Raw genomic sequence first — 17,477 nt, 5'->3', positions numbered from 1 at the left:
TCATCAACCATCGATTGCCTGCCGTTTCGTCTCAACGTTAAGAAAATTCGTCATCCAAGTCAGCAGGGCAGTCGTTACTTTCTAAAATCCTTTATACTGGAGATTAACTCGGATATTCACTTTTCAGATGTTTCTATCTTCTAACCGCCTCGCTTATGAACGATAATAAATTAAAAATCCGCATCCAGATCCAACAACAACCGCCTCAAGCCATTGAACAACTCTATCCCGACTTGGCGGAACCTGAAATCACTTACGAACAAACCTATGATTGGCGAAGAATCGCTATCGTCGCAGTCGGACTGCTATGCGTTATCGTATTGATCAGCTATTTAATTTTCCGCAGCAGCGAAGAACCTGCCGCAACTGCAGCTTTACCTGCTGAACATCAGATTTCTTCCCCCCCAAACAACCCTGTTGCGCCGGAAGTCGGTCAACCCAATTCTGAGCTCGGCAATGATGCCAGCATCACCGATTTGAATCAATCACCCGCAAAAATGCCATCTGCCGAAGGTGATACCACTGCTGCACCATTGATGAGCGTTCCTGCGGCAAAGCCAAAATCAGGCACGTCCATCCATAAACCGATCATCATGCCGCGCAAAAAACCCGCAGCCTCTGCCAAAATCAGTTCGCACCGAACATCGGATCGGCCTGAAATTCTCCGGGCACAGCTCAGTCATGCCATCAAAGCGCGTGAACCGGTGGATATCGTCGAATCAATCCAATTACAGCCTGGCGAGTCCAAGCCAATTTTTTTTTATCTTCATTTAAGGGATCTTCAGGATCAGGAAGTCACCATCCATTGGTATCACGGCGACAAACTTGATTCCCAATTACCATTGAGGATACGCGCCAATAATTGGCGAACGAATGCGCGCAAGCAATTGGATCATGAACGACTTGGCGCCTGGCGCGTTGAAGTCGTGGATGACTCGGGAAATTTGCTGGCGGCACGGCATTTTGACGTGACCCAATATTGACTCTACCTCATCAAAATATGGATTCCTATGAAATATTGTAGTAATTGCAGCGCCGCAGTTGAATTATTGATACCTGAAGGCGATTCTCTTCCACGCTATGTGTGTACCGTCTGCCATGTCATTCATTATCAGAACCCCAAAGTCGTGGTAGGGTGCATCCCTGAATGGGAAGACAAAATTTTGTTGTGTCGCCGCGCCATCGAGCCTCGATTGGGATGGTGGACATTACCGGCAGGTTTTATGGAAAACAGCGAAACACTGGCCCAGGCCGCTGCTCGTGAAACCTTGGAAGAAGCCAATGCGCGTGTTGAGATCGGCAATTTATATGCCATCTACAGCCTTCCGCATATCAGTCAGGTATACGTGCTGTTTCGCGCCCAGCTCCTTGATCTGGATTTCAAACCCGGTATCGAGAGCCTGGACGTGAAATTGATGAATGAAAGCGAAATTCCATGGGAAGAAATGGCGTTCCGGGTCATTCATGATCCATTGCGGCGCTATTTCAACGAACGCCGCCACGGCAAACCGGGGTTCCACATAGGAGTGATCGAACGCCCGCCCGGCGCAACCTGATGCACACTCCCAAAATATAGTCCTTCCTTCCCAACCGATGGTTTAAGATTCTCTGAGAGCACGATATAATGTATTTTTTTTACTTATCTCCCATGAAGCATTTATTCTTATCACTGCTGTTGTATTGTGTTGTTTCTTCAGCATTGGCCCAAGCAGACAACTTATCGATAGCAGCGAAAGCCTATTTGCTTTCTGATTTTCAGACCGGACAAACCTTAGCCAGCCAAAATGCGCATGAGCAAATCGAGCCGGCTTCACTGACCAAACTGATGACGGCATATGTGGTGTTTTCAGCACTGAAACAACATCGATTGGAGTTGAATCAGGCTGTGCCCGTGTCTCAAACCGCGTGGAAAATGATTGGCTCGCGCATGTTCATCGAACCCAACAAGCAAGTCACGGTGGATGAGCTCATCCGCGGCATGATCGTCCAATCCGGCAATGACGCATGTATCGCATTGGCGGAAGCTGTCGCGGGATCGGAAGCCAATTTTGCCGGAATCATGAACAAAGAAGCCGCGCGGCTGAGCATGAAGAATACTCATTTCACGAATTCCACCGGCCTGCCGGATCCGAATCATTACACCACAGCCTATGACCTTAGTTTGCTGGCAACAGCGATCATCCGCGATTTTCCGGAATTCTATCCGTTGTATTCGCAGAAGGAATATACCTACAACAATATTACGCAACCCAACAGGAACCGGCTGCTGTGGATCGACCCTCATGTGGATGGCATGAAAACCGGCTGGACCAAAAATGCAGGTTTTTGCTTGATCACCTCTGCAATGCGCGACAAACGGCGGCTGATTTCGGTGGTCATCGGGGCCAAATCTGCCAATGCGCGCAGCGCGGAAAGTCAGCGATTACTGAATTACGGATTTCAGTCCTACGATACGTTGCAGCTATACAAAAAGAATGATTCATTAACGACGATTCATCTATGGAAAGGCGCACAGAATGAATTGAAGGCAGGATTTGACCGGGATGTGTATTTCACATTGCCCAAAGGCCAGTCCGATCGGCTCAAAGCCACGATGGAATATAAGCAACCGCTGATCGCTCCGGTTCAACGGGGGCAGGAAGTAGGCACGGTCAAATTTACGCTCGACGACAAGCTGATAGAAACCTATCCATTAGTTGCCCTGGAGGAAGTTGGAGTGGCTAATATCTTCGGCCGCACCTGGGACAGTGTTAAACTGCTGCTCAACTGATTTTCTGCTGACTTTGTACACTCATTGAAAAGGGCTCGCCATGATATATCTGAACGGTAAATTTATGCCTATCGAAGATGCATGTATCCCGGTTCTGGATCGTGGTTTTATTTTCGGTGACGGTGTGTATGAGGTGATTCCAGCGTATTCACGCAAGCTATTTCGGCTCGCGGAGCATCTTGACCGGCTTCAACACAGCCTTGACGGCATTCGTCTGAAGAATCCATTTCAAAATGAAGAGTGGAAAACTATCTTGGAGCAAATCATCGCTCAAAATGAGGGCGACGATCAGTATATTTATTTGCACATTACCCGCGGTGTGGCTAAACGGGATCATGCATTTCCGGTGAATGTTCCGCCCACTGTGTTCATCATGAGCAATCCATTACTGCCTCCGCCCTCTGAGTTGCTTGCCAGCGGCGCTTCTGCGATCACCGCGCTTGATAACCGCTGGATACGATGTGATGTCAAAGCCATTTCATTATTGCCAAACGTGCTGTTACGGCAGCTGGCCGCGGACGTGCGCGCACTGGAAACTGTGCTGATCCGGGATGGGTTCCTGACTGAAGGCGCAGCCAGCAACATTTTCATTGTCAAGGATAAGGTATTGCTGGCCCCCCCAAAAAGTCATCTGATGCTGCCTGGAATTACCTACGACGTCGTGCTGGAACTGGCTGCGAGCAATCAAATTCCCCATGAAATCCGGGAAATTACAGAATCTGAGGTACGCAATGCCGATGAAATTCTGCTGACATCATCCACCAAAGAAATCATGCCGATCACGTTGCTTGACAATAAACCCGTCGGCAGCGGAAAACCGGGAGAAATCTTCGCGCGATTGCACACTCTGTATCAGCATTACAAGGCCACACAGATGCGCGGTCAGCTTGCTTGATGTGCGGCAAGGCATTAGTTCAAACTGAAATTCAGCATCAATTGAGTGTTACTGCATATGACCGAACAAGCTTCCCTCATCGAATACCCCTGCGATTTTCCGATCAAAATCATGGGAAAAGCGGAACAGGACTTTGTGCAGACGGTCGTCGCCATTGTTAAAGTTCACGCACCGGATTTTGATGCCGAAACGGTGTCGATCAGAACCAGTAAAAATGGTACGTATCTAGGTCTCACCTGTACCATCCGCGCCACGTCACGAATGCAACTGGACGCACTCTATCGGGCGTTGTCCGATCACCCGCTGATCGCCGTGGTGCTATGAATCACCCTGCCGGTAATTTTTCCGGTCCAACGATCGATGATCCGCATTTCATCGTCAAATCGCTGGGTTTGTGCGATTTTCAGCCCACCTGGCAGACGATGAAATCATTTACCGAGCGTCGAACCGCGGAAACGCAGGATCAAATTTGGTTGTTGCAACATCCGCCGGTGTTTACTCAAGGCATCGCCGGCAAGCCCGAACATCTATTGGATGCTCATGGAATTCCACTGATAGAAACAGATCGAGGCGGACAAATAACCTATCATGGGCCCGGGCAAATCATCGCTTACTTACTATTGGATATCCGCCGTCTCAAATTGACCGTGCGCGAACTCGTCAGAAGTATGGAGAATGCCGTGATCGATGTGCTAAAAACGTATCAAATCCCTGCAACCGGTCGTGTTGAAGCACCCGGTGTTTATGTCGATAAGGCCAAAATTGCCTCGCTGGGACTGAAAATCAAGAAAAATTATTGCTATCATGGCATAGCATTGAATGTCGATATGGATCTCACACCCTTTTCGTACATTAATCCCTGTGGTTATAAAGGATTACGTGTCACGCAAGTCAGGGATTTTAGCGTTGATTTCACACTGGAACAGGTCGGTTTTCAATTGGCCAATCAATTACAGAAAAAACTTTTAAAAGGACCTCTTAATCATCATCATGACTGATACTCGCCAGAAAGGTGCAGACAAAACAGCGCGCAACCCCATCAAAGTCACCCCTCAATCCCGCAGCGATCTTTTGCGCAAGCCCTCCTGGATCAGGGTTCGTTCATCCAATAGCGAAAATTTCTATGAAGTCAAGAGATTGTTACGCGAGCACAAATTACATACGGTGTGTGAAGAAGCCTCATGCCCCAACATCGGTGAATGCTTCGGCAAAGGAACCGCCACATTCATGATACTGGGCGATTTGTGCACCCGTCGCTGTCCATTCTGTGATGTCGCGCACGGCAGACCCAAGCCTCCGGATGCCAATGAGCCACTTCATCTGGCGCAATCCATTGCCGCGATGAAATTAAAGTATGTCGTCATCACCAGCGTTGACCGGGACGATCTGCGCGACGGTGGCGCACAGCACTTTGCCGATTGTATCCGCGAAATACGCCAGCATTCACCGCAGACCAGAATAGAAACGCTGGTACCCGATTTCCGTGGACGGCTGGAAATTGCATTGGAAAAACTGGCCGTTTCCCCTCCCGACGTGCTCAATCATAATCTGGAGACAGTGCCGCGACTGTATAAGCAATGCCGGCCCGGGGCAGATTATGCGCATTCGCTTAAACTCCTGAAGGATTTCAAATTGCAATTTCCTCAAATTCCCACTAAATCGGGACTCATGCTCGGACTTGGCGAAACCGACGAGGAAATTATGGACGTATTGCGAGATCTGCGTGAACATAACGTCGAAATGCTGACGATCGGGCAATATTTACAGCCCAGCATCGGTCATTTGCCGGTCATGCGCTACGTATCCCCTGAAAACTTTAAGGCCTTCGAGCGCGCAGCGTTTGACATGGGATTCAGTCATGCCGCCTGTGGGCCGATGGTGCGTTCTAGTTACCATGCCGATCAGCAAGCTCATGAATCAGGCTTGTTCGAGCAAACCTGAGCCTCAAATAAGCCCGGCTGAATCGCTCACTGACATTAATGACGCGTCATAAGGAAGAAATAGCTTTAATTCGGCATGTTTTTTCTTTGATCACTGCTCCATCGCTTAGGGTAACCTGAGGTTATCAATATGGAAGAGGTATGGTTGAGTCAGCCTCAACGGGAGTGTTCATGGAAAAAAGCGCAATTTTGAGTGTATTGGCCAGTGAAATCGAACAAGGTCGATTGATCTTTCCGACATCGACCAATACTGCAATGAAGATCAAAAAAACTTTGGAAGACCCTGATTGCAGTCTTGATGCTGTCATTCGGCTCGTTCAGGCCGAGCCGCTGTTATCGACTAAAATTGTCGCGATTGCGAATTCCATCGTTTTTAACCGTTCCGGAAAAAGAATCACAGACGTAAGATCAGCGGTCACACTAATCGGCATGAGAACGGTGCGCAATATTGCAACCGCCGTTGTTGTCCAGCAGCTTGCAGGATCTCAGGCAAAAAATGAACTAGTGACCCAGCTTTGGCAACACTCTGCCCATGTTGCAGCCCTTGCTCAGGTCATTGCAAGGCGCATCACACATCAAGATCCTGATACCGCGATGTTTGCAGGCATTATCCACGAAATCACGTGGTTTTATCTGTTAGCTCGGGAAAAACATTACCCCGGATTAGTTGATGAAAACGCCGCAAGCTCCTGGAACAGCGATGAAGACTTGGAGGATGAGACGGAAGTGGAATGTGAAGTAAAGATCGGAACTGCCATCCTCAAAGCGCTATCCGTTCCTGAACCCATCATCGAAGGCATCGTTTATTTGTGGCAAGGCTACTTGGCGTTCCCACCGACTTCTCTGGGAGATACGCTGCTGTGCGCCGACCAATTGTCCCCGATTAAATCCCCCTTTGCGCTGCCCTCTCAGCAAGCAGGTCATCACATTAGCAGTAATATCGACTTATTGGCGGATCAAGAAACGCTCAGTGACATTCTCAAGAATTCCGAAGAAGAAGTGAAATCGCTCACGCAAGCCTTGTGCAGTTGAAAGGTTATTCTCAGCTATTCTTCAGTCACAGGGTACGCGACATTATTCATCACTGCTTGTTCTGAATTACATAGAGTTTCCGAAAAATGCCATGAAAAAAGGGAATCCGCAGGATTCCCTTTTTATTCAGTAAAGCACTGGCGCTATAAAAATCAGTGCTTGATCACATTTTCAATCAATTTATCCTCTGTCGCTGCTTGAATGGGCGCTTGCGCAATCGGAACGGGCAGCAATTCCGGTTTATGCTCCAACGCCAAATCCAACACTTGGTCGATCCACTTGACAGGATGAATCGTCAATTGATTCTTCACATTCGCGGGTATATCAGCAAGATCCTTCATGTTCTTTTCGGGAATAATAACGGCTTTGATTCCGCCGCGATGCGCTGCCAACAATTTTTCCTTCAACCCGCCAATAGGAAGAACTTCTCCTCGCAGGGTAATCTCTCCAGTCATTGCCACATCGGCCCTGACTGCAATATTTGTCAGCACGGACACCATCGCTACGCAAATACCGATTCCCGCACTGGGTCCATCTTTGGGCGTTGCCCCTTCCGGCAAATGAACATGAATATCATTTTTTTGATAAAAATCCTCCGGTATTCCTAATGAGTGAGAGCGACCACGCACTACAGACAACGCAGCCTGGATGGATTCCTGCATGACTTCACCCAGCTTGCCGGTGGTAATGGTCTTCCCTTTACCAGGCAGCACAACAGCCTCTATGGTCAATAACTCGCCACCCACTTCCGTCCATGCCAATCCCGTGACTTGTCCCACTTGGTTTTTTTCCTCGGCTATACCGTAGGTATAACGCCTTACACCCAGGAATTTATCCAAATTACGAGACGTAACCACTACCTTACTCTTGCCTTTCTTGAGCAGCATGATTTTCACGGCTTTCCGGCAAATTTTTGAAATTTCCCGCTCGAAAGCACGTACACCCGCTTCTCTGGTGTAATAACGGGCAATATCCTGGAGCGCCGAATTGGACACAACCAGTTCATTTTCCTTCAGGCCATGATTCTGCATTTGTTTTGTTAGCAGATAACGCGTGGCAATATTGAGTTTCTCATCTTCCGTATAGCCCGACAGTTGAATGACTTCCATGCGGTCGAGTAATGCCGGAGGAATATTCAACGTATTCGCGGTGGCTACGAACATCACATCGGACAGGTCATATTCAACCTCGACGTAATGATCGACAAAGGTATTATTTTGCTCAGGATCAAGCACCTCCAATAACGCAGAAGATGGATCACCACGAAAATCCATACCCATCTTATCGACTTCATCCAATAAAAATAATGGATTTTTGACACCTACCTTGCTCATGTTATGCAGAATCTTACCGGGCATGGAACCAATATAAGTGCGCCGATGTCCGCGAATTTCGGCTTCGTCCCGAACGCCACCCAGAGACATGCGAACAAATTTCCTGTTGGTAGCGTGCGCAATTGACTGACCCAATGAAGTCTTACCGACACCGGGAGGACCTACGAGGCACAAAATCGGTGCCTTCATCTTATTGACACGTTGCTGTACCGCTAAGTATTCAACAATTCGTTCCTTAACTTTTTCCAGACCATAGTGATCCTTTTCCAGTGCAGCTTCGGCGGCTTTCAAGTCGTTATTGATCTTGCTCTTCTTTTTCCACGGCAATGCCACCAACGCATCAATGTAATTACGCACTACGGTGGCTTCGGCTGACATCGGGGACATCAACCGAAGTTTCTTCAATTCTGATTCTGCTTTCGCCAAGGCCTCTTTCGGCATTTGTGCAGATTTGATTTTCTTTTCAATCTCTTCTAAATCTGCGCCATCTTCACCCTCGCCCAGCTCTTTTTGGATAGCCTTGACTTGTTCATTCAGATAATAGTCGCGCTGACTTTTTTCCATCTGACGTTTGACTCTGCCACGAATCCGCTTCTCAACCTGAAGTATGTCCAGTTCGGTTTCCAACAAGCCCAACAGATGTTCAAGGCGCTTGGGAATATCAAAAATTTCCAGTACTTCTTGCTTTTGCTCCAATTTTAAGGGCAAATACGCGGCAATGGTATCTGCTAACCGCCCGGCGTCGTCGATACCGCTCAGCGAAGTAATAATTTCGGGAGGAATCTTCTTGTTGAGTTTCACGTATTGATCAAACTGAGTCAGAATCGCGCGACGCATTGCTTCCGCTTCGGGATTATTGTCAGTATCTGATTGAACATGCGATGCTCTACCTACAAAATGACTTTCCGAATCAATCAGTTCTAGAATTCTGGCGCGATAATTACCTTCTACTAGAACTTTGACAGTTCCATCGGGTAATTTGAGCATTTGCAATAAGCTTGCAACACTGCATACATCGTAAAGATCCTCTGGCGCCGGATCATCTTTAGATGCAATTTTCTGAGCAACGAGCAGAATATTTTTATTCGACTCCATCGCAAGTTCAAGCGCTTTAATGGATTTTTGCCTTCCTACGAATAAAGGGATAACCATATGCGGAAACACTACAACATCACGCAGTGGTAACAGAGGCAAAATTAACTGTTCGGGGTTTTCATCCAAAGAAGTCATAATTTACTCATCTATAAAGTTAGAGTGTGTGCGAATAATGCCTAAGTATGAATACCTATCTGAAATTCAAGACTGGAAGTATTCAAATAATACACTAGCACATCTTTATTAAATGAAAACAACTAAAATAGGGGGGAAATTCTCGCATTTATGAGTACCGCTTCAAATGCGAAGTCATCACTTCACAAATTTTTACTTGGAACGCTTTGCAACCTTGGGTTGATCAGAATAAATCAAGATTGGTTTAATATCGTCATTAACAGAATTGTAATCAATCACAACCTTAGAAATATTTTCCAAGGATGGGAGATCATACATAATATCCAACAAGATCTCTTCCAGAATCGAACGCAATCCGCGCGCACCGGTTTTGCGGGTCAGGGCTCTGCGAGCTATTGCTTTGAGAGCCGCTTCTCGAAATTCCAAATCAACCCCGCCTTCCATATTGAACATTTTCCAATATTGCTTAACAAGTGCATTCTTAGGTTCTGTCAGAATTTGAATCAGGGCGGCTTCATTCAACTCTTCTAATGTGGCAACAACCGGCAAGCGTCCGACGAATTCCGGAATCAAGCCAAACTTAACCAGATCCTCAGGCTCGACCTGTTGCAGAACCTTATTGATATCTTTCTTCGAGTGACTCTTGACATCCACTCCGAAACCAATTCCGCCTTTTTCAGTACGTGATCTGATCACTTTATCAAGACCATCGAACGCTCCACCGCAAATAAACAGAATATTAGTGGTATCAACTTGAATAAATTCCTGGTTGGGATGTTTCCTTCCTCCTTGAGGCGGAACCATAGCAACGGTGCCTTCAATCAATTTCAGCAACGCTTGCTGCACGCCTTCTCCTGAAACGTCCCGAGTAATCGATGGATTGTCCGATTTGCGTGAAATTTTATCAATCTCATCAATGTAGACGATGCCTCGTTGTGCTTTCTCAGCATCATAATTACATTTCTGCAGCAATTTTTGAATGATGTTTTCAACGTCTTCGCCAACGTAACCGGCTTCAGTCAAAGCAGTGGCATCCGCCATGATGAAAGGCACATCGAGCAATCTTGCCAATGTTTGCGCCAACAGCGTTTTACCGGAACCCGTGGGGCCAACCAGCAAAATATTACTTTTTGAAAGCTCGATTTCATCTGTTTCATCGACCTTCGTAACATTTCTCAAACGTTTATAATGATTATAGACCGCAACAGACAGAATTTTTTTTGCAGACTCCTGCCCAATCACATATTGATCAAGTATCTGGCAGATTTCACGAGGTACGGGCAAAGTGGATTTAACCAGTTTAGTGGCTTCGTCACCTTGCATTTCTTCACGGATAATATCATTACACAGGTCAATGCATTCATCGCAGATAAATACGGAGGGACCTGCAATGAGCTTTCTTACTTCATGTTGACTCTTGCCGCAAAACGAACAATAAAGAAGTTTCTCACTACTAGCTTTGTCTGGCATATTAATATCCCACAGTAATCAAGTGTTAACACCCGTCGTTAAAATGATTCAACTCTAACCCGCGCCATCTTCTCTTTGTGCCAATACTGCATCAACCAAACCATAATTTACTGATTCAGTTGCACTCATAAAATTATCACGATCAGTATCTTTTTGAATATCCGACACTGGTCGTCCTGTATGCTTGGCCATAATCTCGTTTAATCGGCCTTTAAGAAATAGAATCTCACGCGCATGGATTTCAATGTCAGAAGCTTGACCCTGAAAACCGCCCAGAGGTTGATGGATCATGACACGTGAATTGGGCAAACAATACCGCTTCCCTTTGGCACCCGCCGTTAATAACAATGCGCCCATACTGGCCGCCTGGCCAATGCATAGCGTACTCACATCCGGCTTGATATATTGCATCGTGTCATAAATAGCCAAACCGGCTGACACCATACCCCCCGGTGAGTTGATATAAAAATGGATATCCTTTTCTGAATTTTCAGATTCTAAAAATAAAAATTGAGCGACAACCAGATTCGCACTACTTTCAGTAACCGGACCAACTAAAAAGACGACTCTCTCTTTTAATAAACGCGAATAAATGTCATACGCACGCTCTCCTCGCCCACTGGTTTCAATTACCATCGGGATCAATCCCAAATTTCTGGGTTCTAGATCTCGCATACTATCAGGTTGTTGCATCATTTCATGAAATCCCCATCAGTTCATCAAACGTTAATGGTTTATCGACCAGATTTATTTTACCTAGTACCCAATTTACAACATTTTCTTCCAAAGCCAATGATTCAGCTTCTTGCAAACGATCTGAAGAAGCATAATGCCATTTAATCACTTGTTCCGGATTCTCGTAGCTTTGCGCCGCATCCTCAATGATAGCGCGAACTTGTTCGCGCGAAGCCTTCAATGCATGTACCTTTACGAGCTCAGCAAGAATCAACCCTAACTTGACGCGATATTCAGCTCTTTCTTTAAAAGATTCAGAGGTAAATGGAATTCCATTCGTATCCATTCCACGGGCCTCAAGATTATTTTTAGCGTCTTGCATCAAACGTTCAGCTTCTTGATTAACCAACACATTCGGAGCCATTACTTGTGCAGTATCGAGAAGTAACTGCATCACTTGTTCTTTAACTTTCGATTTGATCCGTTTAGTGACTTCACGTTCCAAATCCTGCTGAATTCCTTCGCGCAATTTTTTGAGATCACCATCTTGAATACCGAGTTCCTTGGCAAAATTGGCATCTATCGCCGGTAATTCAGGTTCATCGATTGTTTTCAAATTCACTTCAAAAGTAGCGGTTTTTCCAGCTATTTCTTTGCCATGATAGTCTTCAGGAAAAACAACTTCAAATGATTTATTCTCCCCCACTTTCATACCCATCAGAGCTGTCTCGAAATCCTTGAGAAATCTTCCTTTTCCAATTACTAACTCAACGTCATTGGCTTTTCCCCCTGCAAATTCGCTGCCGTCAATGACGCCATGAAAATCAATTTTTACTCGATCACCCATTTCCACCGGACGATCGACTGGTTTATACGCGACATGCTGTTTGCGAACCATCTCAAGAGTTTTATCAATATCGGCATCAGCTACTGTTACATGAGGTCGCTGCAGGCTTTGTTGACTAACATCCCCAATGATTATTTCTGGATACACTTCAAATGTTGCGCTAAAGGCATAAGCATTCTCCGTGGTCGATGGCTTTGTCTCAAACTTTGGATACCCGGCAACACGTAAATTCTGATCTTTGACGGTTTCTCTAAATTCTTTGTGCACTGCATCATTCAGCACATCTTGTTGAACTTGTGTGCCATACATTTGCGTGATCATTTTTAATGGAATTTTGCCTGGCCGGAAACCATGTAACTTCGTTGTTCTCGACAGTTGCTTTAAGCGTTTTTCCACCTCGTTCTGCAATTGATCGGAAGAAATTAGAATATCGAAGCGACGCTCCAGCCCTTCTAGATTTTCTATGATTGATGCCATTAAAATCCTTAAATGATGAAATTTTTAAGACTCTTTTTGACGATCGTTGCATATGCAAAGCGTCAAGAAAGTAACTCTTTAATAAAACAGAAGATAAATATTTGGTGCGAAAGGGGGGACTCGAACCCCCACACCTTTCGGCGTCAGAACCTAAATCTGGTGCGTCTACCAATTCCGCCACTTTCGCTTCTATTCAAATGCGCTGATTATACCTTCTAATGCTCCAAATCGCAGCCAGGATCATTCAATTACCTTGACAAACCATGATTTGCCCTCGCACACTTCTGCTATCCGGTCCCATCAGATACAAATAGGCATTCATTAAATCCTCAGGCTGCCGCATCGTTTGCTTGACTTCACCAGGATGAGTTTTAATACGCTGGGGCGAATTAACGATACCCGGTATCAAGGTATTAATTCTCAGGTTTGTCATCGATTCCCACTCATCAGCTAATACTTTGGCAAGGGCCTCAGTACCCGCCTTTGCAACCGAGAATCCTCCCCAATAGGCCGAGGGTTTATGCCCGCTGGAATTTGATGTCATGATGACACTGGCATCAGGAGCAGATTTGAGCAAAGGCAAACATGCTTTGGTTAAGGCAAAAGGAGCAATTAAATTCACTTGCAACAGCGTCTTCCATTGTGCAATTGTTTGATTTTCAATCGGGCTCAAGCTATAGAGAAATGCAGCATTATGCAATATCCCATCCAATCGACCCAACTGCTGCGATATCGCTTCTGACAGCGCAAAGAAATCTTTTTCTTCGGCTTGCTCGAGGTTAAGAGGATAAATTAACGCTTGCGATTTTCCCATCGCTTCAATTTCATCATAGACACGCTCCAACTTTTCGACTTTGCGCCCATGCAAAATCACTGTCGCTCCATGTTGTGCATAAGTCAATGCTGCTGCGCGTCCTAATCCCTGCCCAGCACCGGTGACTAGAATCACACGATCTTCTAAGAGATTTTCAGAAGGGGCGTAATTTTTTATTTCTTCCATAAGTGAAATTTATCATGATTGGACGCATTGAGAAAAAAATTAAACCACCCATAAATCCCTCTATTCGCGATTATCAGCAATGAAGACAAAAAAACAGATCCCGAGTAGATACCGGGATCTGTTTTGAATTTGACACGTTCTGGTTATGAAGCGAATCGCTTACATATCCATACCGCCCATTCCACCCATACCGCCCATTCCACCCATGCCTCCCGCAGGCGCGGCATCTTCCTTCGGCAACTCGGCAACCATGGCATCGGTAGTTAACATCAAGCTTGCAACTGAGGCTGCATTCTGCAAAGCGGAGCGCGTCACTTTGGTAGGATCCAGAACACCCATTCCGACCAAATCGCCATACTCACCGGTGGCCGCATTGTATCCAAAATTACCTTGCCCTTCGGTTACTTTGTTTACCACTACTGACGGCTCATCACCACAGTTTGTCACAATTTGACGCAATGGTTCTTCGAGCGCACGCAAAACAATCTTGATGCCGGCGTCTTGGTCGTGATTATCGCCTTTGGTGTTTTTAACAACTGAAATGGTTCGGAGCAATGCCACACCCCCACCAGGAATCACGCCTTCTTCAACTGCCGCACGTGTAGCATGCAGTGCATCTTCAACGCGAGCTTTTTTCTCTTTCATTTCCACTTCAGTTGCAGCACCTACTTTAATGAGAGCAACACCACCGGCCAATTTAGCAACGCGTTCTTGGAGTTTTTCACGATCATAATCACTGCTGGCTTCGTCAATTTGGGTGCGTATTTGCTTGACACGACCTTCAATATTGGCAGCATCGCCTGCGCCATCAATAATAGTGGTATTTTCCTTGCCAACTTCCACTCGTTTGGCTTGACCCAAATCATTCAGGGTGGCTTTTTCCAACGTTAAGCCTACTTCTTCAGCAATTACGGTTGCACCCGTTAAAATCGCAATATCCTCAAGCATCGCTTTGCGACGATCACCGAAGCCCGGGGCCTTCACAGCACACGTTTTGAGAATGCCACGAATATTATTGACAACCAGGGTTGCAAGCGCTTCGCCATCGACATCCTCTGCTATGATCAGTAAGGGTTTGCCAGCTTTGGCAACCTGCTCCAGTACTGGTAACAAATCGCGAATATTGGAAATTTTCTTGTCATGCAGCAAAATGAAAGGGTTATCTAGTAAAGCAATCTGTTTTTCGGCACTGCTGACAAAATAGGGTGACAGATATCCACGATCAAATTGCATACCCTCAACAACTTCCAATTCGTTTTGTAATCCCGATCCATCCTCTACGGTGATCACACCTTCTTTACCCACTTTATCCATAGCATCGGCGATGATCTTACCTATTTCGGTATCAGAATTGGCCGAAATACTTCCAACTTGTGCAATTTCTTTAGCAGTCGCACAAGGTTTCGAAAGCTTTTTCAATTCACCGACAGCAGATGCTACTGCTTTATCAATACCGCGTTTCAGATCCATCGGATTCATACCCGCAGCCACATACTTCATGCCTTCTTTAACAATAGACTGCGCCAACACAGTTGCGGTCGTTGTGCCGTCACCAGCCACATCTGACGTTTTACTCGCCACTTCTTTCAGCATCTGAGCACCCATATTCTCAAACTTATCTTTCAGTTCGATTTCTTTAGCAACTGAGACGCCGTCTTTGGTAATTGTTGGGGCACCATATGAACGATCCAATACCACATTTCGGCCTTTTGGTCCTAATGTAACTTTTACGGCATCAGCCAGAACATTAACTCCTGCTACCATTCTATGACGGGCCGAATCACCAAATTTCACTTCTTTTGCTGACATAACTATTCTCCTAAATACTCAAATATCGTTTAGTAAACCGATCGGATTGATATGATTAACCTTCAATTACACCCATGATATCTTCTTCCCGCATTACCAAAAGTTCCTCTCCTTGAACTTTCACGGATTGACCAGCATACTTTCCAAACAATACCTTATCACCCACTTTAACTTCCAGAGAACGCACTTTTCCATCTTCTCCAACTTTACCTTTACCTACAGCTACGATTTCACCTTGATCCGGCTTTTCTGCAGCACTATCGGGAATAACAATACCTGACGCGGTTTTACGCTCATCTTCCAATCTTTTGACAATTACACGATCGTGCAATGGACGAATTTTCATGCCGTTTCTCCTATTGAAATTAATAAGTTGAAATTTATAAATATTTGGTTTGATGAATTCCTCAATTGAGGAATTCGAATATCAATGATAAAAAATCAATATTAGCACTCACCATTTAAGAGTGCTGATTATAATAAGTTCTATCTTTTATAATTTCAAGACAGGAAATCAATAAATATTTTTTTTATATTGCATAGTGATAGCGTCCAAAAATTTCCTTTTGCATTTCGATATGGATTTTGAGAAGTTAGAATGGGTCTAAACATAGCAAATAAGACTCTCATAACAGAAATTATCAGTGCGATGATTAAACAAAATTTGACTTCTGCTTTATCAAGTAAAAACGAACAGACCCGTTAAGCGACTTTTTTCAATTTTCCGTTTCTCCCTAAATAGTGTAGTCACGAAATAAGGAATATGAGATTCTTGTAAAAAACGAAAGGATTTCATATGACCCATTCCCATCGCAGACATGACATATCAGACGAAGTTTGGTCACGGCTTGAGGTACATTTGCCAGGCCGCCAAGGTAGCTGGGGAGGAATAGCCAGAGATAATCGTCAGTTCATCAATGCTGTTTTCTGGATTATGCGCACAGGTGCACCGTGGCGGGATTTACCACCGGATTACGGTGATTGGAGCAATACGCATCGCCGTTTTATTCGTTGGCGCGACAAGGGCATGTGGGAAAGATTACTGGAAGTTCTGATTGACGATCCGGATTACGAATGGCTGATGATCGATACCAGTCATTGCAAGGTTCATCCCCATGCTGCCGGGGCCAGAGGCGGAAATCAGGACATGAGCCGCACAAAAGGGGGCTCAACAGCAAGATACATCTGGCCGTGGATGCGCATGGTATGCCGGTCAGAGTTTTTATTACGCAAGGTACCACAGCGGATTGCGCGCAGGCTGGTCGCCTGATCGAGGGGTTTGATGCGGATTATTTGCTGGCGGATCACGGTTATGACAGCGATACGATCATTGAACAGGCAAGAAAACAGGGCATGGAAGCCCTAATCCCTCCAAAGAAAAACCGTAGAACACAAAGGTTTTACGATAAAGAACTGTATAAATTGCGGCATCTTGTCGAGAATGCTTTTCTGCACCTTAAGAGATGGCGAGGCATCGCCACAAGATACGCCAAAAACACCGCTTCTTTCCTTGCCGCTGTGCAAATCAGATGTATCGCTCTCTGGGCAAATATCTTGTGACTGCATTATCTAATATGGATCCGGTTTTTTGTATCCAAGTATGAACGCAATCGACGTCTGTTATAAAACATGAGGATACTGCAGTACATTTTGCTGTGCCGCATGAGGCGCTTGATAGCTCCGCCGGTAAATACGGTTCCTGTTTAAGATTACTTTCGATACTTTCTGCCACGTGACTACAATGGTTTAGTAGTTGTCGGATACCCCAAGTATTTTCGGGCTATCGCATGGTGATAATCAGTTTGTTCGGGCTGGACATTACCATATCAACGGTATCGAATCGCTCTGGAGCTTTACTAAACGATGGCTGACAAAGTTTAGTGGTGAATCAGTTAACTTTGAGCTGCATCTAAAAGAATCTGAGGGGCACTGGAAGAAACAACCCGAGGAACTTATTCTTGAAACTCAATAAAGCACCCCGCCGCAAGCAGCGGAGTA

The 17,477-nt window shown here is 45.6% G+C and carries 16 protein-coding genes, 1 tRNA gene and 1 pseudogene; 10 read left to right on the top strand and 8 right to left on the bottom strand.

Translation table 11 applies throughout. From position 1 onward, the window contains the following. The first annotated feature begins 155 nt into the window (after nucleotides 1-155). The 8 genes from ABF87_RS09645 to ABF87_RS09610 all read left to right on the top strand — a co-directional run bounded on the left by ABF87_RS09645 (nucleotide 156) and on the right by ABF87_RS09610 (nucleotide 6,637). A complete protein-coding gene (locus ABF87_RS09645) occupies nucleotides 156-983 on the top strand; it encodes a DUF2914 domain-containing protein (protein ID WP_160828919.1) in 828 nt (275 codons plus the stop codon). Nucleotides 984-1,010: 27 nt separating this feature from the next. Beyond that, entirely contained in the window at nucleotides 1,011-1,556 is a 546-nt protein-coding gene (locus ABF87_RS09640; RefSeq protein WP_160828918.1) for an NUDIX hydrolase, read from the top strand. A gap of 92 nt (nucleotides 1,557-1,648) precedes the next feature. Further along, a complete protein-coding gene (locus ABF87_RS09635) occupies nucleotides 1,649-2,770 on the top strand; it encodes a D-alanyl-D-alanine carboxypeptidase family protein (protein WP_160828917.1) in 1,122 nt (373 codons plus the stop codon). Nucleotides 2,771-2,810: 40 nt separating this feature from the next. Further along, nucleotides 2,811-3,665 (top strand): D-amino acid aminotransferase, encoded by an 855-nt coding sequence (locus ABF87_RS09630; protein WP_160828916.1) that lies wholly within the window; start codon nucleotides 2,811-2,813, stop codon nucleotides 3,663-3,665. A 57-nt stretch (nucleotides 3,666-3,722) separates the two neighbouring features. Beyond that, nucleotides 3,723-3,989 carry a DUF493 family protein gene (locus tag ABF87_RS09625; protein WP_160828994.1) on the top strand — a complete coding sequence of 89 codons (267 nt, stop codon included), beginning with the start codon at nucleotides 3,723-3,725 and terminating at the stop codon, nucleotides 3,987-3,989. Then, nucleotides 3,986-4,663: a lipoyl(octanoyl) transferase LipB gene (gene lipB / locus ABF87_RS09620; RefSeq protein WP_160828915.1), complete on the top strand. Its 678-nt coding sequence runs from the start codon at nucleotides 3,986-3,988 to the stop codon at nucleotides 4,661-4,663. Before ABF87_RS09625 ends, lipB begins: the two co-directional genes overlap by 4 nt. Continuing rightward, nucleotides 4,653-5,606 carry a lipoyl synthase gene (lipA, locus tag ABF87_RS09615; RefSeq protein WP_160828993.1) on the top strand — a complete coding sequence of 318 codons (954 nt, stop codon included), beginning with the start codon at nucleotides 4,653-4,655 and terminating at the stop codon, nucleotides 5,604-5,606. Before lipB ends, lipA begins: the two co-directional genes overlap by 11 nt. 170 nt (nucleotides 5,607-5,776) lie before the next feature. Beyond that, nucleotides 5,777-6,637: an HDOD domain-containing protein gene (locus ABF87_RS09610; protein WP_160828914.1), complete on the top strand. Its 861-nt coding sequence runs from the start codon at nucleotides 5,777-5,779 to the stop codon at nucleotides 6,635-6,637. Nucleotides 6,638-6,789: 152 nt separating this feature from the next. Here the strand turns inward: ABF87_RS09610 and lon are convergent, their stop codons facing one another. The 8 genes from lon to groES all read right to left on the bottom strand — a co-directional run bounded on the left by lon (nucleotide 6,790) and on the right by groES (nucleotide 15,825). Continuing rightward, on the bottom strand, nucleotides 6,790-9,201 hold the full coding sequence (gene lon / locus ABF87_RS09605) for an endopeptidase La (RefSeq protein ID WP_160828913.1): 2,412 nt from the start codon (nucleotides 9,199-9,201) through the stop codon (nucleotides 6,790-6,792). Between the two features lie 192 nt (nucleotides 9,202-9,393). Beyond that, a complete protein-coding gene (gene clpX, locus ABF87_RS09600) occupies nucleotides 9,394-10,671 on the bottom strand; it encodes an ATP-dependent protease ATP-binding subunit ClpX (RefSeq protein WP_160828912.1) in 1,278 nt (425 codons plus the stop codon). A gap of 54 nt (nucleotides 10,672-10,725) precedes the next feature. Next, on the bottom strand, nucleotides 10,726-11,367 hold the full coding sequence (gene clpP / locus ABF87_RS09595) for an ATP-dependent Clp endopeptidase proteolytic subunit ClpP (protein ID WP_160828911.1): 642 nt from the start codon (nucleotides 11,365-11,367) through the stop codon (nucleotides 10,726-10,728). Nucleotide 11,368: 1 nt separating this feature from the next. Beyond that, nucleotides 11,369-12,670: a trigger factor gene (tig, locus tag ABF87_RS09590; RefSeq protein WP_160828910.1), complete on the bottom strand. Its 1,302-nt coding sequence runs from the start codon at nucleotides 12,668-12,670 to the stop codon at nucleotides 11,369-11,371. Between the two features lie 102 nt (nucleotides 12,671-12,772). After that, a tRNA-Leu gene (locus ABF87_RS09585) sits at nucleotides 12,773-12,857 on the bottom strand. A gap of 57 nt (nucleotides 12,858-12,914) precedes the next feature. After that, the gene (locus tag ABF87_RS09580) at nucleotides 12,915-13,670 is read right to left on the bottom strand and encodes a YciK family oxidoreductase (protein ID WP_160828909.1); all 756 of its coding nucleotides are present in this window, start codon (nucleotides 13,668-13,670) and stop codon (nucleotides 12,915-12,917) included. Nucleotides 13,671-13,829: 159 nt separating this feature from the next. Continuing rightward, complete coding sequence (groL, locus tag ABF87_RS09575) at nucleotides 13,830-15,479, bottom strand: chaperonin GroEL (protein WP_160828908.1); 1,650 nt, start codon at nucleotides 15,477-15,479, stop codon at nucleotides 13,830-13,832. A gap of 55 nt (nucleotides 15,480-15,534) precedes the next feature. Continuing rightward, a complete protein-coding gene (gene groES / locus ABF87_RS09570) occupies nucleotides 15,535-15,825 on the bottom strand; it encodes a co-chaperone GroES (protein WP_160828907.1) in 291 nt (96 codons plus the stop codon). Between the two features lie 450 nt (nucleotides 15,826-16,275). Here groES and ABF87_RS09565 point away from each other — a divergent pair. Both ABF87_RS09565 and ABF87_RS09560 read left to right on the top strand, forming a co-directional pair. Further along, a protein-coding gene (locus ABF87_RS09565; protein WP_160828906.1) for an IS5 family transposase occupies nucleotides 16,276-17,039 on the top strand; the annotation gives its coding sequence in 2 pieces (ribosomal slippage) (nucleotides 16,276-16,636 and nucleotides 16,636-17,039; 765 coding nt in all). A 171-nt stretch (nucleotides 17,040-17,210) separates the two neighbouring features. Next, nucleotides 17,211-17,451: pseudogene (locus ABF87_RS09560) on the top strand (IS1595 family transposase); the annotation flags it as partial. Nucleotides 17,452-17,477: the final 26 nt, after the last annotated feature.

Source organism: Nitrosomonas sp. JL21, assembly GCF_009833095.1.
GTDB lineage: Bacteria > Pseudomonadota > Gammaproteobacteria > Burkholderiales > Nitrosomonadaceae > Nitrosomonas.
This window is presented reverse-complemented; position numbering and strand designations above follow the sequence as displayed.